Origin of the sequence: Allorhizobium sonneratiae (assembly GCF_023700755.1) — a bacterium.
GTDB classification, from domain to species: Bacteria; Pseudomonadota; Alphaproteobacteria; order Rhizobiales; family Rhizobiaceae; genus Allorhizobium; species Allorhizobium sonneratiae.
In genome coordinates, this window is the sequence record NZ_JAMKOJ010000009.1 from 57,764 (window position 1) to 76,071 (window position 18,308).

Below are 18,308 nucleotides of genomic sequence, written 5' to 3' on the forward strand. Positions count from 1 at the left end.
ATTAATGCAGACCGATTGTCAATGAAATATAGCAATAAATGCACAAAACGTTCATTTATAATGAACGATGTAAATCGCTCTGCTAAATCCTCAAAAGAACACTCATCATTTTAAAAACACGGTGCTGGCAAACACAGATAAATGCGCCGCAACCGGATCGAAACGGAACAGTTTCAGCCGCCAGCAGATGGTTAAACAATCAAAATTCAGTGCAAATTAACTCCTTTTCATTAATCAATTTTGAACGGCCTTCCTCTAAGCGATTATTTCATGTTTCACATGATGTGAGCAGAATCCTCCAATACAAGGGGCAGGAGCGGCGATGTCTTTGCCGAAGGAAGGATCGCGGATAGATCCGCGAAAACAACCGAAACAACAACGCAGTATACAGCGTTTCAAAAAGATACTCATGACAGCCGAACAACTATTGGCTGAACATGGTTTTATTCATCTGAAGATGACAGATATCGCGACCAATGCTGGCATACCTGTGGGTTCGCTCTATCAATTCTTTCCAGAAAAAGCGGCAATCATGAAGGCTCTTATTGAGCATCACCTAAATTTAATGATTGAATATATTAAAATCAGGTTACAGGCGATTCGAAATGCTGATGAGGCGCATCGCGAAGTTGCGTCCCTTATTGTTCAAGGAGCCGTGTTGCATCGTCGCAATCCCGTCTACCGGGAATTATGGATCGCCGCCTCCAGCGACCCGGAATTGCGGCACATTCGCCAGGATTATCAGGAAAAAATAAGCCAGACGGCCTTCAAATTTCTAGAGCCTTTTCTCGTTCAGGAAGAGGACGCGGCCAAGCATCGGCGCCTATGTCTCGTCACCATGCTGACAGGGTCCGTTTTTCGCAGTGTCTCCGACGCGGAAGACGACAGCCGGCTGATCGAAGACTGGAAAATCATTGCCTGTGACATGCTGTTTCGCGCAAGCCCGGCCCCTATCGGCCAATCATGATGATCGCCGACCGGCCTGATCAAGCTTATGCTCTCTGTCTCATTCTGCAGCCGTCACCAGCCTGGAATGATATGCCCTGCCCGCAAGCGGGGATAATAGCGGGCATGTCCCTTGATTTCCGTTTCGATGTCATCCTCAACCGCAGCCGGTGAGATGTTGTCGAGACAGGCCGAAATATGGTCGGTAATGGCATTGCTGAGAGACGATGACAGTCCCGGCCGTTTCATGATGCCGATCTGCACCGGCGGCAGGGGCGGAAAACCTTCAGCGGACGTCAGGATTTTCATGCCCGTTCTGAGCGCCGATTCCGGCAGCACAGAAACGGCCATTCCTGCAAGAACGGCCGCAGCGACCACGGTTGAAGACCAGCTGGTGAACAGGATCTGATAGCCGCGACCATCCGCATCCAGCGCCGAGCAGGCAAGCTGGCGCCAGTTACAATCGCGACGGCCAACGGCAAGCGGTACCGGCGCATCTTCCGGCAAGGGATGATTGGCCGACGCCACCCAGCATAACGGTTCCGTGCGCACAACATGCGAGGATCGCGCTGCCGGATTATGCGTGACCAGCGCAATATCAAGCTCGCCCCGGGTCATTTTTTCCGCCAGACTGGCCGAAGGCTCACAGACGATATAAAGCTCGACATTCGGGTGTGTCTTGGCAAAACGACCAATGATTTCCGGCATATAACGGTCGGCATAATCATCCGGCGTGCCAATTTTCAAGCTTCCTTCCAGACGATTATCATCAAAGGCAGCAATCGCCTCGCTGTTGAGGCGAATGATTCGCCGGGCATAATTCAACAGCTTCTCACCCTCAGCCGTCAGCCGGTTGCCGCGCCCGTCCTTGACGAAGAGCTGTTTTCCCACGCGCTCCTCAAGCCGGCGCATCTGCATGGACACCGCCGATTGCGTCTTGAACACACGATCCGCCGCTTTGGTAAAACTGCCCGTATCCACGATGGCGACAAAAGTTTGCAACTGGTCAATGTCAAGCGCCGCTGTCATGGTGTCACCTATCAGATGGATTGATGCATATCATTAGAAACATTCGTTGGTATGATCAATCAAAATCACACATAGTCTCCCCATCAAATCAGTTGAAAATCTTTCACAGCGCAAGACCATCGATACACTGCCACACGTCACGCATCATCCTTTGAGAGGGCGCGCGACAAGAGGCGGCTTGCGCTCAAAAACAGACAATAGGACGGCATTCTGTGTGGGCTGGATAGACTGCACAGGGCCGCAAGGCTTCGTTAGCGAGGCTTTCTTCATGCCGTAAGAGGAGCAGAGCATGACAACGATTGAGCAGAGCCTTTATCATCGCAAGAACCCATCAAGGACCATCCTGCGGATGCAGCCCTGGCTTAAGGCCGTGTCGATCCTGCGCAGCTACCTCAATCGCCGCGACATTATCCGTCTGCGCGATCTGGATGACTCTCTTCTGAATGATCTGGGTCTGACACGCGCGGAGCTGGAACATGACCTCGCCTGTGGATTTCTGAGCGATCCGTCACACCGTCTGAGCCTGCGTGTCGAACAGAAAAGCAAGCATTCCTCTCTCAGCCTTGGATAGGAAAGCAACGGGCTTTGCAGTTCAAGCTGTTGTTTTTACATATTAATCTCGCAAATCCGTCTCATGGTTTGCGAGCCATGCCGAAATCCCCGCAGGGCTACAGCCAATCGGCCCTGCTTTTGCCCGGTAAAGCCATAGCTTTGCCGGGCCTTTTTATCATCGCTTGCCGCCTTCTTCCGTCATTTTGAATCTGGCGGTTTATGAGATCGGCGAAAGCAACAATCTCAGTCGGCAGAACCTTTACCATTGCCGCGGCGCGAACCGGCTGTGGCTTCATGGCCGGCAACCTCACCAGAGCTGGCTTCCGCCTGTGCCGGACCTTTCATATAGGTCTCGAAAATCTTTTCCATGCTGGACTGGTAGGATTTCTGCATTTCAAGACCGCTGTCGAAGAGACCGCTGACAGCATCCACCATGGCCTGACGCGCCTCGGCCTGCGGCGTTGGCTTGGGCTTTTCCGGCTGGCGCGGCTGGCCGAGAGAGATCTGCATCATCTCCTGCCAGGCCTTGGCAATGGGATTGTCGAGAAAGGGATTGGCGGGCTGCTGTTCGGGCTTGGCGGCTTCCACACCCATCATCTCCCGCCATGCCGTGAAAAATGGATTATCAAACGGCAGCGAAGAGGTTCGCTGCGGCTTTGGGGCAAACCCCGCCGACTCAAGCCATTGCTGGATCATCGGCCCCATTGGCAGGGTGGAAAACACGGTCTGGGCATCCTGCATCTGCCGGAGGCTCTGCTTGAACAACCCGCCCATCAGCGTATCGGCCATCACCGGCATCATCTGCTTGAGAATGTCCTGCCCGACACCGGTAACCTGCGCCGCCTGGGCGGCAATGGCGCGCGACATCTCCTTGCTACCGAACAATTGCTGCAACACATGATTGCCGTCGGCAATCCCCTGCGGGGTAAACACCCTGCCCAGATCCTCAAAATACTGTGCATAATTGCCTTTGGAGAGCGAGGAAAACAAACCGGCCAGATCGGCCGGATTGTCCGCGGCGCGCTTCAGGCCAAAGGAAAAAGCCGGTGTCAGCGCTGCAACCGCCTGCGTAACCTGCTCCTGCGCCAGGCCGAATTGCCGCGCCATCATATCCATGGCGGCCCCGTCCTGGGCTTTGAGCATCATGTCGAACAAAGGCATCATCGGCGTTGCTTTCCAGCGAGAGGGGCATCCTTGCCATTATGGCATTTAAACGCACTATAACTGGAAAGTTGCATCAGGAAACGGATTTTTTCACAACATTCACAAGGGGCTTGCGCCAAAACCGGGCAATTTGCCGATCCGGCTCACTGTGGGACGGATACAGCCATGACGTTTGCTGTGAGAGAAGCCGATACGATCAGTAGCGATAATCCGTGAAAACCGGCTCGATCCTGCCGCCCCAGTCTCCGGCATAACGGGAAAGCATCGTTTCCGCCACGCTGATGCCTGTCGCGGCAATGGCCTCGATCGGCTCAAGATAACAGCTTTCGTCACGGCCCTGCGCATCAAGGCGGCCCCGGGAGACAAGACCGCTTCGGGAAATGGCGAGCACGTCACGGGCAATCTCGGCGGCACTGCGGCCTGCTATGCGCGCTTTCAGCCCTTCCACCGGAACGGCACTTCTGAAGGCCGAGACGGCAGCATAATCCCAATCCGCCGTCAGCCGGTCAGCCGCTTCCAGCGCAGCATCATCGTAAAGCAGCCCGACCCAGAAGGCGGAAAGCGCGGTGATATGGCTGATTGGACCGCAATCGGCACCGCGCATTTCCAGAAACCGCTTCATCCGCACATCAGGGAAAAGCGTGCCGAGATGATTGGTCCAGTCGCCCATCGTCGGCTGCCAGGCCTCGATCTCACCCTTCAGCGCCCCCTGCATAAACTGCCGGAAGGTGATATGGGTGCAATCATGGTAACGGCCATTGCGCATGACGAAATACATCGGCACGTCGAGCGCCCAGTCGACATAATCGGCAAAACCGAATTTTTTCCCGAACACAAAGGGCAGAAGACCGGCTCGCTGATTGTCGGTATCGCGCCAGATTTCGCCGCGCCAGGACAACAATCCGTTTGGCCGTCCCTCGGTAAAGGGCGAGGCGGCAAACAATGCCGTTGCCAAAGCCTGCAACCGCATCGATACGCGCAATTTCCGGCACATATCCTCTTCGGAGGAAAAATCCAGATTTACCTGAATGGTCGATGTCCGATACATCATGTCGAGGCCGGATGTACCGACTTTCGGCATATAGCGCGTCATGATCGCATAACGGGATTTTGGCATCACCGGCGTTTCCGCCAGGCTCCACAGCGGGCTTGCCCCCATGCCGAGAAAGCCGATGCCCATGGGCTGCGTGATCTCCGCCACAAGTTCCAGATGATGGCGGGTTTCCTCGGCGGTGTCGTGCAGGCTGGCAAATGCGGCGCCTGAAAGTTCGAACTGGCCGCCGGGTTCGATGGAGATCGCCCCTTCGCCGCTGCCGCCGGCAAGGCCGATGATATGGCCACCATCGATGATCGGTTCCCAGCCGAGACGGGCCTGCATGGCGCTCAAAATACTGCCAATGCCGGTTTCGCCCTCATAAGGCACCGGCGTCAGATCGTGCCGGTAAAAGCCGAATTTTTCATGCTCGGTCCCGATACGGAAGCTTTCTTTCGGCTTGCATCCGCCGGCGATATAATCGACCAGTTCCTGATGGGACGTCAGCGGCGTATCGTCAGTGGTATCACGAGCCATGGAGAGAACCCTGTTGCTTGCCTGCGATCCGTTCTAAATTCTGCCCACGCGGCTTTGGGCAGACAATGCTGGATAAAACAACAGCGGAAGGCGCTTTCGCAAAAACCGTCCGCTGGTTGTCTATCCCTTCAGACAGACCGCTTGCGTGATAGGGCTGAAGGCGGTCAAGGCGCAAGCAAATTTTGCGAAAGACCCGTTCAATCCTGTTGAACGATGCAGAGAAAAATCGCTTCCGTTACAGCGTTGTGCGCCATATATGGCGCACAAAACGCGCTGCAGGGGAGAGAGACGACCGGCAGGCCCCCTGGCTATCTCCAGTCTCCAATCATGGCCTGCACAACCGCAAGCGCGGCAACGGCGGCCGTATCGGCGCGCAAAATACGGGGGCCAAGAGGGATGGGCGTGACGAAGTCCAGAGCCCGCAGCAAACCGCGCTCATCCTCGGAAAACCCGCCTTCTGGCCCGACGAGCAACGCGATCTTTGTATCTTTGATGGCTCGCAACGCATCAACCGGATTGTTGGTGGCGCTGTCCTCGTCACAAAAGAGGATGCGGCGCTGATGATCCCACACCTCCAGCAGGTCCTTCAGCCTGAGGGGCGCAGCCACCGTCGGAACGGCAAGAATACCGCATTGCTCAGCCGCCTCCACGGCATTGGCCTGCAAACGCTCCAGACTGGTGATCTTGCCCTGAACATGCTGGGTGATGACCGGCTGAAGCAATCCGGCCCCCATTTCCACCGCCTTCTGGATCAGATAATCCATGCGCCCGACTTTGAGCGGGGCAAAAAGAAACACCAGATCGGGCAAGGCCGGTTGCGGTCGCGTCTGTTCCTGCGGCGTCATGCTCAGGCGCTTGCGTGTGGGAAAATGCAGGCTCGCCTTCCACTCACCATCGCGGCCATTGAACAGAAGAACCTCATCTGCCTCACCAAGACGCAGCACATTGGCAAGATAGTTATATTGTTCGGCAGTTGCCTGAATGGGCTCCGACACGGCAAGATCCGCTTCGACGAAAAGCCGTTGCATCCGGTAATTTGCCCGCATACGCAGTATCCCTTCTGGCATGGCGCTTTAAAGCATTGTCCTCAGATAAGCATGAAACGGTTATCCTGGAACTGCTCTAAAGCATCGACCGAAAAGGGGAAACCGGTTTTCGGAAAAATCCGATGCGTAAACAAAAACTGAGAGCATGTCGCGTTTACGGCATCATTCCTGAAATCGGGTGAGATTGAAGGTGAAAATGATGCAGCAGACGACACGTGTTACAGCGAGTTTTGTGCGCCATATTGGGCGCACGGCGCTCTATTGTCCTCAATAAAACGATAACGTTCATGCGGCTGAAACAGTCAGGTGCAGCTGAGAATGAAGGTCGTTGGGGGAGTAAAACTGCCCAAAACGGCGCTAATAAGCCATGTGCAACGCTTTTTAGCACTTTTCAATCACGGCAAGTTTGAGCAAACAGAATGCATCATAGTGATCGCACGATGCTCTAACTCCTTGTTTTTACGCAATTCCGGACGGAAAACCGTTTCACACTTTTCTCGGGACACTGCTCTAATCATCGGCGGAAATTGGCAGCTTCGGCGGGCGAATTTTCGGTGGATTGGCTGAGAGGTGCAAAAACAGCCGCTTCAGGTCTGGCTCCTGCACACGACGGGCTGCCTCGTCGCATGTCACCCAGGCGAGGCTGCGTGCTCCCTTTTCCGGATAATCTCCCAGCATGTCGTGAACCTGCAACAGAAAGACCTGCACTTCGCAGACAACACTGCTGCCATCCTTCAGGCGCTTGTCATACACATAGCTGCCAGTGGATTTCTTGGAAACATGACCTTTCGCGCCTGCCTCCTCATAAGCTTCACGCTGTGCAACGGCATGGGATTTCTTGTTGCCCATCGGCCAGCCCTTGGGAATAACCCAGCGACCGGTATCGCGGCTGGTGATCAGCAAGACCTCGACACCGTCTTTCCCGGTATCGCACGCTTTCCCGGTATCGCACGATCTGTAGCAGATGGCGCCAAATTGCTGTTGCGCGGCCTCTCTCGACGCCGTCTGCAGGTCAGCCTTTATCATGCGTGCAGCAGGCACTGGCAATACTCCATATCCGTCTGTCTCTTTACAGGTTCTGACTGAACCAGCGAGATCGTTTTCTTCTTGTGGCTTTCTTGCCAATGGAATCGTTTCCAACACAATATGTCAAATTTAATCTACCCTGGCGAGCGATCCTGCACTCATCACAGGACTGTGTGTTTTTTATTGAACCAACAGTGCCGTTATCTCTAGAACATCGGATGTTTCCGAAAACAGGCTCCCCCTTTTCGGCCGATGCTCTAACAATCACAAATGCATGATCACCGGTCATGGATATGAAACAGGACCAGATGGCAAAAATTCAATCTTAAAACTATGAGTCGAATTTAATCAATAATGAGGAACTCAAGTAGCAAATGTCAATTGAGGAAAAATGCATGGCTCCCATGATCTCGAGCGAGGCTCATGGCGCCATGCCAGGGCCGGAAGACCGGCGCATGTGGTAAGACAAAACAGATAAAAGCGCTCGCGACCCTCTCTCCGTCACATCACCTTCAGCCTTATATCCGGCTCTGCACTGCCTTCCATCACCGATATTCCATTGGGCAGATCGTTGTGATCGAGTTTGTGCACAACTGCTTCCTCGTCAAGCCCATAACCTTCCCAGCGATGGCGCAACCGGCGACGCAACTCCTCTTGATCGACATCCACCAGCACGGTGAGATCGAAGATCGGCTTGATCCTGTCCCATGGCGGTTGACGCATCAGCAGATAATTTCCCTCACAGACGATGATGCCCGTGCCCTGAGGGATCAATCGCCCGCCGGCGCGGGCAATTTCAATTGCCCGGTCAAAAACCGGCACGGCAACAACATCCTCGCGATTGTCTTTCAATCGTTGCAGACAATGGCGCAAGCCATGAACATCGAAAGTATCGATGGCGCCTTTATAGGGCAGACGCCCCAGTTGTCTGAGCACCGCATCGTCAAAATGAAATCCGTCCATGGGAAAAACAGCAGCCAGTTCGGGCTGCCCGGCATTCAGCATGTCGACAACAGCCTCGGCAAGGGTAGACTTTCCAGAGCCCGGAGCCCCGGCAACACCCAGCATGATCCGCCGGCCCGCATAGAGATCACGCGCCCTGTTGGCGACAATAGTGGCCATGGTTTCAAGTTCCATCGATATGCCTTCTCTGCCTGTCGATCCCGATCCTGCATCCTGCATAAAAAACAACAGCCTGTCGCGGTTCATTGAGCACAATGAAGCGCGACAGGCTGCGAATGCGATATTTTGGCTCTCTCAGATCACGAGACCATTGATCGCCCGCCTTGTTTTTCAGCAGCCTGTGACGTGTTTGTCTCAAAGACTACCGTGATGGCAATACCGCGACATGGTTTAATTCATGAACCAGCCATGGCTGACGATGATTGACTGGCCCGTCAGCGCATTGGTCTCGAAGCCGGCGAGGAAGAGCGCCACTTCGGCGACATCCTGCACGGTGGTGAATTCACCATCGACCGTATCGCCGAGCATGACCTTTTTCACCACCTCTTCTTCGGAAATCCCAAGAGTTGCCGCCTGTTCAGGGATCTGCTTGTCGACCAGCGGCGTGCGCACGAAGCCCGGGCAAATCACATTGCTGCGAATGCCATGCTGGCCGCCTTCCTTGGCCACGACCCGGGCAAGACCGAGCAGGCCGTGCTTGGCCGTGACATAGGCGGATTTCAACTGCGAGGCTTCATGCGAATGCACCGACCCCATATAGATGATGGCGCCGCCGCCCTGTTTCTTCATATGCGGCACGCAGGCCTTGGTGGTCAAAAATGCGCCGTCGAGATGAATGGCGAGCATTTTCTTCCAGTCGGCATAGGGGTAGTCCTCGATCTTGTGAACGATCTGGATACCGGCATTGGATACCAGCACATCGACACGGCCCCAGGTTTCGACAACCTTGGCAATGCCGCTGTTGACCGCATCCTCGCTGGTCACATCCATGGCGATGCCGATGGCTTCGCCCGGTCCCATCGCGGTCAGTTCACGTGCCTTTTCGCTGGCAGCATCTTCCTTGAGATCGGCAATGACGACTCTTGCACCTTCCTCGACGTATCGCTTGGCGATCTCGGCGCCGATCCCGCTGGCAGCTCCTGTGACAACACAGACTTTACCTTTGATTTTCATAGGACATTCTCCTTTTTAGCGAGCCAGATAATCATGAACAACTTCGCCGAGACCCAAGGTCAGATCGGTCAGAAGATGCACGGCGGACTTGACCTCCAGCACCGGCAGGTCCGCCACCGGCGCCAGAGCATGAGCATGTAGCTGCAAGGCACCCGGCCCTTCCCAGGCGCCCTTGATCGTCAGATCCGTGAGATAATACCGGACAAGCTCACAAATTCTCGGCGTGCAATCGACATGCGGAATGATCTTCAGCATGAAATTAGGCTCCTTGAGCCCTTTTTCCACTGTCGCGAGATCAAGTGCGCGATGTTTATAGCCCATAGTGCCGGTCGCGACCCTGACACCGGTATAATCCAGCGTGCCGATCAGCGTATCCTTGACCACCGAAAGGCTGGGATCGGCCAGCTTCTTCGGAAAGCCCCAGATTTCCCGGCCGCCGGCAATGGGGGCATCGTCGTTCAGATACATGGAATGCACATAGCCGCCCTTGACGCCATTGAAGCGCACGGGAATGACCTGCCCGGTCTCGGTATAATCGCCAAAGCCGGTGGAATCGGGCATGCGGATGAATTCATATTTCACCAGCGGCTCATCGATTTCCAACGGTTCCGGCACGACGCGGCGCAGTTTTTCCATGTCAGTGCGGTAGGTGATCACCAGAAATTCACGATTGACAAAGCGATAGGGCCCGGGCGGATAGGACGGGCTGGTCAGCGGCATGGCAAAGGCATTTTTGACAACATCATCGATTTTCATCTTCAAAATCTCCTTTTCAATCTCTGTTCGGCAAGATCGAAAATCTGGATCCCGTTTTCCGGGCGCTTGCGGTTGATAAAGGCCGGGTTCTGCAGAGTTTCCATCACATCGTCATAGCCGGTCTTCCAGTGCTCCTCGACGGAGCGACGGGAAAATTCATAATCCTTGGAATGGGTGTCATAGGCCGCCTGCCGCTGGATCAGATGCACCAGTGTCACAGCCGAATCATTGCCGATGCGCGCCAAAAGCTTCGCATCCGGGTCATCCTTCATATCGGGCGGCAGTTTCTCCGTCAGCCGCTTGGCGGCCATGCGCACCTTCTGCATTTCCCGGAACTGATCGGTGTTAAGACGTGTGCGGCTGGAATAGCGAATTTCCTTTTCGCGTGATTCCACATCGAACAGGTCTCTCGGCATCCGGCCACGGGCGCTGAACAGATCGACCTGATAAATGCACAGGTCCGAATCCATCTTGCGATCGTAAAGCACCGCCTGAAGCGGCGTATTGGAAACGAGGCCGCCATCCCAGTAATAATTGCCGTCGATCTCGACCGGGGCAAAGCCCGGCGGCAGCGCGCCGGAGGCTGCAACATGCTCCGCCTTCAACGCAATGTCGAGATTGTCGAAATAGGCGAAATTGCCGCTGATCACATCGACAGCGCCGAGGCTGAGGCGGGTTTTGCCGGCATTGATCAAATCGAAATCGATCAGTTCGTTCAGGGTCTTTTTCAAGGGCGCCGTATCATAAAGGCTGATGCGCGCCATCGGATCGAGAAAGAGCGAAAGCGGCTTGGAAGCGCGCGGGGTGAAAAAGCCCGGAACCCCCATGATCGCACCGGTCATGGCCGCCATTTCATTGGAAATCTTGCGCAGATAATCTTCATTGGCGCCCAAATTGCCCTGCAGGCCTGAGGATACGGTCTCCCAGAAGCGGCGCAGATTTTCGACCCGTTTGTCTTCCGGACTGCCAACGATGATGGCAGAATTGATCGCGCCGATCGAAATTCCTGCCAGCCAGTCCGGCCTGATGCCTGCCTCATGCAGGGCTTCATAAGCGCCAGCCTGATAAGCGCCAAGTGCTCCTCCGCCCTGAAAAACCAAAACGACTTTTTCATGCTGTTTCGCCACAGAACTGTCCTTCCATCATCACCAACCCGACGGCCTCCTGCATTTCATCGAACGCATACCAGATGCCGTAACACGCAAAAATTGCAAATCTATATCAAAGCGCGGCACATCAATCCGTCACCGCCCTTTCAAACTGCCGGAGATCCGGCCTTACCCAGTCAAAGCCATCATCGTCATCATGGCCCAAGGCAATCGGGCTGGATTGCGCAGGGTCACGGTCAAGGACGTTGTCATCGCATGATGTCAAAACAAGATGACGCAATGCAATAAATCCATCATAAAAGAGTCCAGTTTTTTGCCAAAATCGCAAACATGACTAAAATTTCATATTCGTGTAGTTTTATAGATATTTAAAAACAAAACCTTAAATCGCAGTCATATTGGCGTGATCGTCAGAATCGACACAAAAAAAGTCGCCAGAAAAAACCTGGCGACCTTATCACAATCCAGTGAGATGATTTAAACTTCAAGCCTTTACGGCCGGTATTACCGTGTCACTCGGCAGAAGGTTCATCTCTACCACTTTGTTTTTACGCTCTCCTTCTGATCAATCGCGGTACAAAATGCGTGTGCGAGCGTCAGTCCGGTGCCATTGCAAAGAATGCTGCATCGCAACATTCACGAAAGATCGAGCACGATGCGACCGTCGATCTTGCCTTCCTCCATGCGGTGGAAAATATCATTGATGTTTTCGATCTTGTCCCAGGAGAAATGGGTGGCAACCTTGCCTTCTCCGGCAAAGCCCAGCGCCTCTTCCAGATCCTGACGGGTGCCGACAATCGATCCGCGCACGGTGATGCGCTTCAAAACGGTGTCGAAGACCGGCAGAGAGATGAAGCCCGGCGGCAGACCAACCAGCGCCATCGTGCCTTTGGAGCGCAAGAACCCATAGGCCTGCTCCATGGCTTTCGGCGATACCGCTGTCACCAGCGCGCCATGCACGCCGCCGGTTGCCTTCTGCACCTGTTCCACCGCATCGGCGGCACGGCCATTGACGGTCACGTCGGCGCCGAGCTTTTTCGCCAGATCGAGCTTTTCATCGAAAATATCGGCGGCCACCACATGCATGCCCATGGCCTTGGCATATTGCACGGCCATATGGCCAAGACCGCCAATGCCGGAGATCACCACCCATTCGCCGGGGCGCACCTCGGTTTCCTTCAAACCCTTGTAGACAGTCACACCGGCGCAGAGCACCGGCGCTGCGGGACCAAACTCGAGATGATCAGGCAGACGGCCAACGAAATCGGGATCGGCAAGACCATATTGGGCAAAGGTGCCGTTGACGGAATAGCCGGTATTCTGCTGCGAACCGCAGAGCGTTTCCCAGCCCGTGCGGCAGGGCGAGCAACAGCCGCAGGCCGTGTGCAGCCACGGCACGCCAACCCGGTCGCCTTCCTTGATGCGGGAAACACCGGAACCCAGTTTCGCTACGTAACCGACGCCTTCATGACCCGGAATGAAAGGGGGATTGGGCTTGACCGGCCAATCGCCGTTGGCCGCATGGAGATCGGTGTGGCAGACGCCGCTTGCTTCGTATTTCACCAGAATCTGACCCGGGCCGGGCTCCGGGATCGGCACATCCTCGATCACCAGCGGCTTGCCGAATTCCCGCACCACGGCGGCTTTCATTGTCGATGCCATTGTTTCCTCCATGAAAGCGATTGTTTGAACATCAAACGGAATGCACCAGCCCTCAGGACCGGTCATGGGGAAACATTAGGCGCAAAGACGGCAGCTTCATTTGATTGACGTCAATGCCGGTGGCGTTTCCGCCACCGGTTGCATCACAATTGCGACGGTTGCGAGCGTCATGTCATCCGTCAAGATGGGTTTTCAAAAAGGCAATCGTCCGCGACCAGGCAAGGTCGGCGGCCTTCTTGTCATAACGGGCTTCGGATGTGTCGTTGTTGAAGGCGTGGTTGACGCCGTCATAGATGAAGATCTCGAAGCTCTTGCCGTTTTCTTCCAGCGCCTTGCGATAGGCGGGAATGCCCGCATCGATGCGCTCGTCCAGCCCGGCATAATGCAGCATCAGCGGCGCCTTGATCTTCGCCACCTGATCGGCCTTCGGCTGCATGCCATAATAGGCGACACCGGCGCCAAGCGTCGGTGAGGCAACCGCAAGCTGGTTGACCAGCCCGCCGCCCCAGCAGAAGCCGACCGCCCCCACCTTGCCATTGCCGCCCTTGTGCCCGGCAAGCCAGGTCTGGGCGGCAACGGCGTTTTGCACCGTCTCTGCCATATCGAGCGTGGTAAACATCTGCCGCGCCTTGTCCTCATCCTGCGGCGTGCCGCCAAGAGGGCTCAAGAAATCCGGGGCAAGCGCCATGAAGCCTTCCAGCGCCAGACGCCGGGTCACATCCTGAATATGCGGATTGAGCCCGCGATTTTCATGGATGACGATGACGCCGGGCAGAGGTCCGGCAGGGTTTTTCGGCTGGGCGAGATAGGCCTTGATCTCGCCTTTCGGCGCGGAAAATGTGACGGCCTGCGTCTGAAGCCGCGCGTCATTGTCCTCAGTCAGCGCCGCGCGCGCCTGACTGGCCGCCAGCATCGGCGCAATTGCCGCAGCCGCTGCTCCCGATCCGGCAAGCTTTGTCAGCTTTTCCATGAAACCGCGGCGATCGAGCGTCAGATGGGTATATTCATCATAGGCATCGATCATCGCCTGGGTGATTACCGGCTTTTCCATCCACATCCTCCCTTGTTTGGATGGATATAAAGATAGAAAGCCCGGACCGTCCTCCAAGAACGATCCGGGCTTTTATCGCGGGAAAGGCCAAATATTATGCAGCGCCCGGATAATTCGGGCTTTCGCGGGTAATGGTCACGCCATGCGGATGGCTTTCACGCAGGCCAGCTCCGGAAATACGCACGAAGGTCGCCTTCTCCTGAAAGTCCCTGATGTCCTTGCCGCCGACATAACCCATGGCGGCCTTCAGGCCACCGGCCAGCTGATGCAGAACCGCCGAGACCGGCCCCTTATAGGGCACCTGACCTTCAATGCCTTCCGGCACCAGCTTCAGCGTATCGCGCACTTCAGCCTGGAAATAGCGGTCGGCGGAGCCGCGCGCCATCGCCCCGACGGAGCCCATGCCGCGATAGGCCTTGAACGAGCGGCCCTGATAGAGATAGACCTCGCCGGGGCTTTCATCGGTTCCGGCCAGAAGCGAACCGACCATGACGGCGGACGCACCGGCGGCAATCGCCTTGGCCAGATCGCCGGAGAACTTGATGCCGCCATCGGCAATCACCGGCACGCCATGCTTGGCCGCTTCCTCGACCGAGGCCATGACGGCGGCCAGTTGCGGCACGCCAACGCCAGCCACGACGCGGGTGGTGCAGATCGAGCCCGGGCCGATACCGACCTTGATGCAGTCGGCGCCCGCATCGATCAGCGCGCGCGTGCCTGCACCCGTGGCGACATTGCCGGCAATGATGCGCACCGAATTCGACATTTTCTTCACGGCTGCGACCGCATCCAGAACCTTCTGCGAATGGCCATGCGCCGTATCGACGACGATGATATCGACACCGGCATCGATCAGGCGCTCGGCCCGTTCCTGACCGTCATTGCCGGTGGAAATGGCGGCAGCGACCCTGAGACGCCCCTGGGCATCCTTGGCGGCATTGGGGTTGAGCTGGGACTTCTCGATGTCCTTGACGGTGATCAGACCGATGCAGCGGCGCTCGCTATCCACCACCAGCAGCTTTTCGATGCGATGGGAGTGCAGCAGGCGCTTGGCCTCCTGCTGGTCCACGCTTTCATTGACGGTGACCAGATTGTCGCGGGTCATCAGTTCATGAATTTTCTGCGAGGGATCGGAGGCAAAACGAACGTCGCGGTTGGTGAGAATGCCGACCAGACGGCCGGGACGGCCACCCTGCTCCACCACCGGAATACCGGAAATGCCATGCGCCTTCATCAGCGACAGCGCCTCGGCCAGCGTGGCATCGGGATGAATGGTGACCGGATTGACCACCATGCCGCTTTCAAATTTTTTCACCTGCCGCACTTCCTCGGCCTGTTCGATCGGCGTCAGATTGCGGTGAATGACGCCAAGACCACCGGCCTGGGCCATGGCAATCGCAAGACGGCTTTCCGTGACCGTGTCCATGGCGGAGGAGATGATGGGCAGCGAAAGATCGATGTCCCTGGCGATCCGGGTTGCGATATTGGTCTCGCCCGGCATGATTTCGGAATGTCCCGGCTGCAAAAGGACATCATCGAAAGTAAGCGCTTCCGCGCCGGTTGCCGACATTACGATGCGTGCCATGCCAATTTCCTTCGTTTTAAAAAAGCAAGAGTTACGGAAAGAGGATCGTTTCCGTTGAGCACTTGCATGAAATGGAAGTTGGCGAGGGCTGGTAACACGTTCATGACAGGAAGGAAAGCGCAAAAGCATCATCGTTTCGTCATGAAACACCTTGCATCCACGCATGGCTTGAACGACAAAACGCTAGGACTATCGCAGGCATATCGGGAGCAGTGCTTTGCGGTGCGTCGTTGGGGGAGGAAAAGACCATGAAAATCGGATTGAAGGATGTGGCGAAAGAGGCAGGCGTCTCACTCAGCACAGCCTCGCATGCGCTGAACGGAACCGCACCCCTGACGCGGGACGTGCGCGAACGGGTGATCGCTGCCGCACAACGGCTGGGCTATCTGGAAATGCGCCGCAACAAGGCCTCGATCACGGCGCTGCGCTCCATCGTTGTGGCCATCACCGAGGAGGCGGCACGGCAGGACGATCTCAATCTGGTCAACTGGACATTGATGGGTGGATTGCGTGAGGAATGCGAAAAACGCGCCGTGCGCATCGTGCCCTGCGTCAGCCCCGGCAAGCTGGTCGATCCAGCGAGGGTGAAGCGCGTCTGCCAGGAGGAAAGACCGCAGGCGGTGGTGGTCATTCATGACGACCGGCCCGATCTGATCCGTCAGTTGTTGCAGCTGCCTGTTCCGGTGGTGCTGGTCAATGGCGAAGACCCGTCGATGCGCATCGACACCATCACCGTGCAGAACCGTTTCGGGGCAAGGCTTGCCACCGAATACCTCATGTCGCTTGGTCATCGCCGCATCCTGCATATGACATGGGCAGGCCGCACCACGATTCGCCGCCGCCATGACGGTTTCATCGATGCCTTTCTTCTCGCGGGCCTTGCGCCCCCGACGGATTTCATCATTGAAGCCGCAAGCTATGAACCTTCCGCAGGCGAGGCGGCCATGCGCAGCTTTCTGGAAACCTATCCGGATCGAAAAGGCGCAACCGCCATTTTCTGCGCTGCCGACAATCTGGCGCTGGGCTGCCTGAAAGCGCTGGAGAGCGCCGGGGTAAAGGTGCCCGGGCAGTTTTCGGTGTTCGGCTGCGACGATCTTCTGCCAGCCACCTTCAGCTCGCCGCCGCTTTCGACCGTGCATCTGCCCGGCGCACGCCTTGGGGCCGCCGCGCTCGACATGATCGAACAGCGCCTTGTTTCCAATGATCCGCTGCGTCCGGCGCAAAGGCTGGAGCTGGGCTGCAAGCTGGTGCTGCGCGACAGCTCTGCGCCCCCGGCAAAATCATGAGACCCTGCCGCACCGAGCATTTGTTCCAGCACGAGATTGCAGGGCGTGTGACGCCTGTTCAGTGCACAAGGATCGCCTCACGATTGAATCCTTCCGGAAGAATGGCAGGCCGGTCGATCCCGACCGCGTCCAGCACCAGCCCGTCGACACCGCTGGCGAAGACACCAGGCATTCCGCCGGGATAATCGATCAGACCGACAATGCGGCCATCGGCCCCGCGCGTCCAGGCATTGGCCCGGCCTTCCGCCTCCGGTTGCGGCGCAAGATCGGCCTCTGTCGGGCGAAGGTCGTAGCGAAGACCGGTGCCAAGCGCGCCCGGCTGCTGGGTGAGAGCGATCCGGCTGAGGCGAACACCGTGAAGACCCGCCGCAGAGGTCGAAACCAGAACGATGGCACCCTCCATCCGGCCGGAAATATCCTCAACCGTGACATCGCTGACGCGACCGGCAAGCTTGCCGCTGACCCGGTCCACCACCGTCACCGTCAGCGCCTCGCCCGAGCCCCAGAAGCCATCGGGTGTTTCATGGCACGCCACCGAAATGCGGGAAAACCGCACCCTCGAAATATGACCGCCATCGCGCGAGAAAATGCCAAGGGCGCGATTGCTATCGACAACCGTGCAATCCTCAAACACCACATCGCTGACATCGCCATGGCTTTCCGTGCCGATCTTCAGGGCGCAGCTCTGGCTCGACACCGTCGCGCGGCGCACCACCACATCCTCGCAGCGCCCGATCGGCTTGCCATCCGCCCCGGCGCTGGTCTTCAGGCAGATGCCGTCATCGGCGGTTTCGATCCGGCAATCCTCGATCAGCACATGGCGGCAGGCATCCAGCACCATGCCGTCGGTATTGGGCAGGCGGCGATTGTTGGTGACCGTCACATGGCGAATGCTGACATGGTCGCAACGAACGAAATGCAGCGTCCACATCGGTGAATTGTCCACGCAAAGCGCCTCAAGGCGCACATGGCGGCAATCCTCCAGCACCATGACGCGCGGGCGAAACTCCGCCGGAATGAAGGTGCCGACGAGATCATCATTGCCGATGATGAAATGGTCGCCGCCCGCCTCGATCCGTCCCGGTCCGGTGATGGCGATATGGTCGGCGCCATGGGCCACGATCATGCCCCGGTCGGATTTCTCGGCGATCACCGAAACCCGATTGTCGGCATAGGCCTGATAATCCGGCACAAGCCGCAGCACCGCCCCTTCGGCAAGATGCAGCTCTACATGCGATTTCAGTCTGAGCGCCCCGCAAAGATGCAGACCCGATGGCAGAACAACGCGCCCGCCACCTGCCGCCGATAGCTGATCGATTGCCGCCTGAATGGCCGCTTCACCGAGATTTGCCCCGCCTTCAACCACAATCTCCGCTGTCATCGCTTCCCTT

Annotated in this window: 16 protein-coding genes; 3 read left to right on the forward strand and 13 right to left on the reverse strand. The window is 56.7% G+C overall.

Annotated elements, in window-relative coordinates:
- Positions 1–322 precede the first annotated feature (322 nt).
- Entirely contained in the window at positions 323–967 is a 645-nt protein-coding gene (locus NAC44_RS16125; protein WP_250942452.1) for a TetR/AcrR family transcriptional regulator, read from the forward strand.
- 53 nt (positions 968–1,020) lie between these two features.
- Here the strand turns inward: NAC44_RS16125 and NAC44_RS16130 are convergent, their stop codons facing one another.
- A complete protein-coding gene (locus NAC44_RS16130; RefSeq protein WP_250942454.1) occupies positions 1,021–1,974 on the reverse strand; it encodes a LysR substrate-binding domain-containing protein in 954 nt (317 codons plus the stop codon).
- A gap of 289 nt (positions 1,975–2,263) precedes the next feature.
- On the opposite strand from NAC44_RS16130, the gene NAC44_RS16135 reads away from it, so the two are divergent.
- Positions 2,264–2,545, forward strand: a complete 282-nt coding sequence (locus tag NAC44_RS16135; RefSeq protein ID WP_250942456.1) for a YjiS-like domain-containing protein — start codon at positions 2,264–2,266, stop codon at positions 2,543–2,545.
- Between the two features lie 224 nt (positions 2,546–2,769).
- Here the strand turns inward: NAC44_RS16135 and NAC44_RS16140 are convergent, their stop codons facing one another.
- The 11 genes from NAC44_RS16140 to guaB all read right to left on the reverse strand — a co-directional run bounded on the left by NAC44_RS16140 (position 2,770) and on the right by guaB (position 15,631).
- On the reverse strand, positions 2,770–3,690 hold the full coding sequence (locus NAC44_RS16140) for a DUF937 domain-containing protein (protein WP_250942458.1): 921 nt from the start codon (positions 3,688–3,690) through the stop codon (positions 2,770–2,772).
- A gap of 196 nt (positions 3,691–3,886) precedes the next feature.
- A complete protein-coding gene (locus NAC44_RS16145) occupies positions 3,887–5,260 on the reverse strand; it encodes a glutamate--cysteine ligase (protein WP_250942460.1) in 1,374 nt (457 codons plus the stop codon).
- Positions 5,261–5,568: 308 nt separating this feature from the next.
- Positions 5,569–6,306, reverse strand: coding sequence for a 16S rRNA (uracil(1498)-N(3))-methyltransferase (locus tag NAC44_RS16150; RefSeq protein WP_250942462.1), 738 nt, complete (start codon positions 6,304–6,306; stop codon positions 5,569–5,571).
- A gap of 510 nt (positions 6,307–6,816) precedes the next feature.
- The gene (locus tag NAC44_RS16155; protein ID WP_250942464.1) at positions 6,817–7,332 is read right to left on the reverse strand and encodes an NUDIX hydrolase; all 516 of its coding nucleotides are present in this window, start codon (positions 7,330–7,332) and stop codon (positions 6,817–6,819) included.
- 501 nt (positions 7,333–7,833) lie between these two features.
- Complete coding sequence (locus NAC44_RS16160; protein WP_250942466.1) at positions 7,834–8,469, reverse strand: nucleoside/nucleotide kinase family protein; 636 nt, start codon at positions 8,467–8,469, stop codon at positions 7,834–7,836.
- 216 nt (positions 8,470–8,685) lie between these two features.
- Positions 8,686–9,468, reverse strand: a complete 783-nt coding sequence (locus NAC44_RS16165; RefSeq protein WP_250942468.1) for a 3-hydroxybutyrate dehydrogenase — start codon at positions 9,466–9,468, stop codon at positions 8,686–8,688.
- A 15-nt stretch (positions 9,469–9,483) separates the two neighbouring features.
- Complete coding sequence (locus NAC44_RS16170) at positions 9,484–10,224, reverse strand: acetoacetate decarboxylase (protein WP_250942469.1); 741 nt, start codon at positions 10,222–10,224, stop codon at positions 9,484–9,486.
- Positions 10,225–10,226: 2 nt separating this feature from the next.
- Positions 10,227–11,351, reverse strand: a complete 1,125-nt coding sequence (locus NAC44_RS16175) for a patatin-like phospholipase family protein (protein ID WP_250942470.1) — start codon at positions 11,349–11,351, stop codon at positions 10,227–10,229.
- Between the two features lie 618 nt (positions 11,352–11,969).
- Complete coding sequence (gene adhP / locus NAC44_RS16180; RefSeq protein ID WP_250942471.1) at positions 11,970–12,995, reverse strand: alcohol dehydrogenase AdhP; 1,026 nt, start codon at positions 12,993–12,995, stop codon at positions 11,970–11,972.
- 172 nt (positions 12,996–13,167) lie between these two features.
- Positions 13,168–14,046 (reverse strand): dienelactone hydrolase family protein, encoded by an 879-nt coding sequence (locus tag NAC44_RS16185; RefSeq protein WP_250942472.1) that lies wholly within the window; start codon positions 14,044–14,046, stop codon positions 13,168–13,170.
- A 94-nt stretch (positions 14,047–14,140) separates the two neighbouring features.
- Positions 14,141–15,631 (reverse strand): IMP dehydrogenase, encoded by a 1,491-nt coding sequence (guaB, locus tag NAC44_RS16190; protein ID WP_250942473.1) that lies wholly within the window; start codon positions 15,629–15,631, stop codon positions 14,141–14,143.
- 248 nt (positions 15,632–15,879) lie between these two features.
- Here guaB and NAC44_RS16195 point away from each other — a divergent pair, with 248 nt between their 5' ends.
- Positions 15,880–16,917: a LacI family DNA-binding transcriptional regulator gene (locus NAC44_RS16195; RefSeq protein WP_250942474.1), complete on the forward strand. Its 1,038-nt coding sequence runs from the start codon at positions 15,880–15,882 to the stop codon at positions 16,915–16,917.
- A 58-nt stretch (positions 16,918–16,975) separates the two neighbouring features.
- Here NAC44_RS16195 and pglB read toward each other — a convergent pair whose 3' ends face one another.
- On the reverse strand, positions 16,976–18,298 hold the full coding sequence (gene pglB / locus NAC44_RS16200) for a polygalacturonase PglB (RefSeq protein WP_250942475.1): 1,323 nt from the start codon (positions 18,296–18,298) through the stop codon (positions 16,976–16,978).
- Positions 18,299–18,308: the final 10 nt, after the last annotated feature.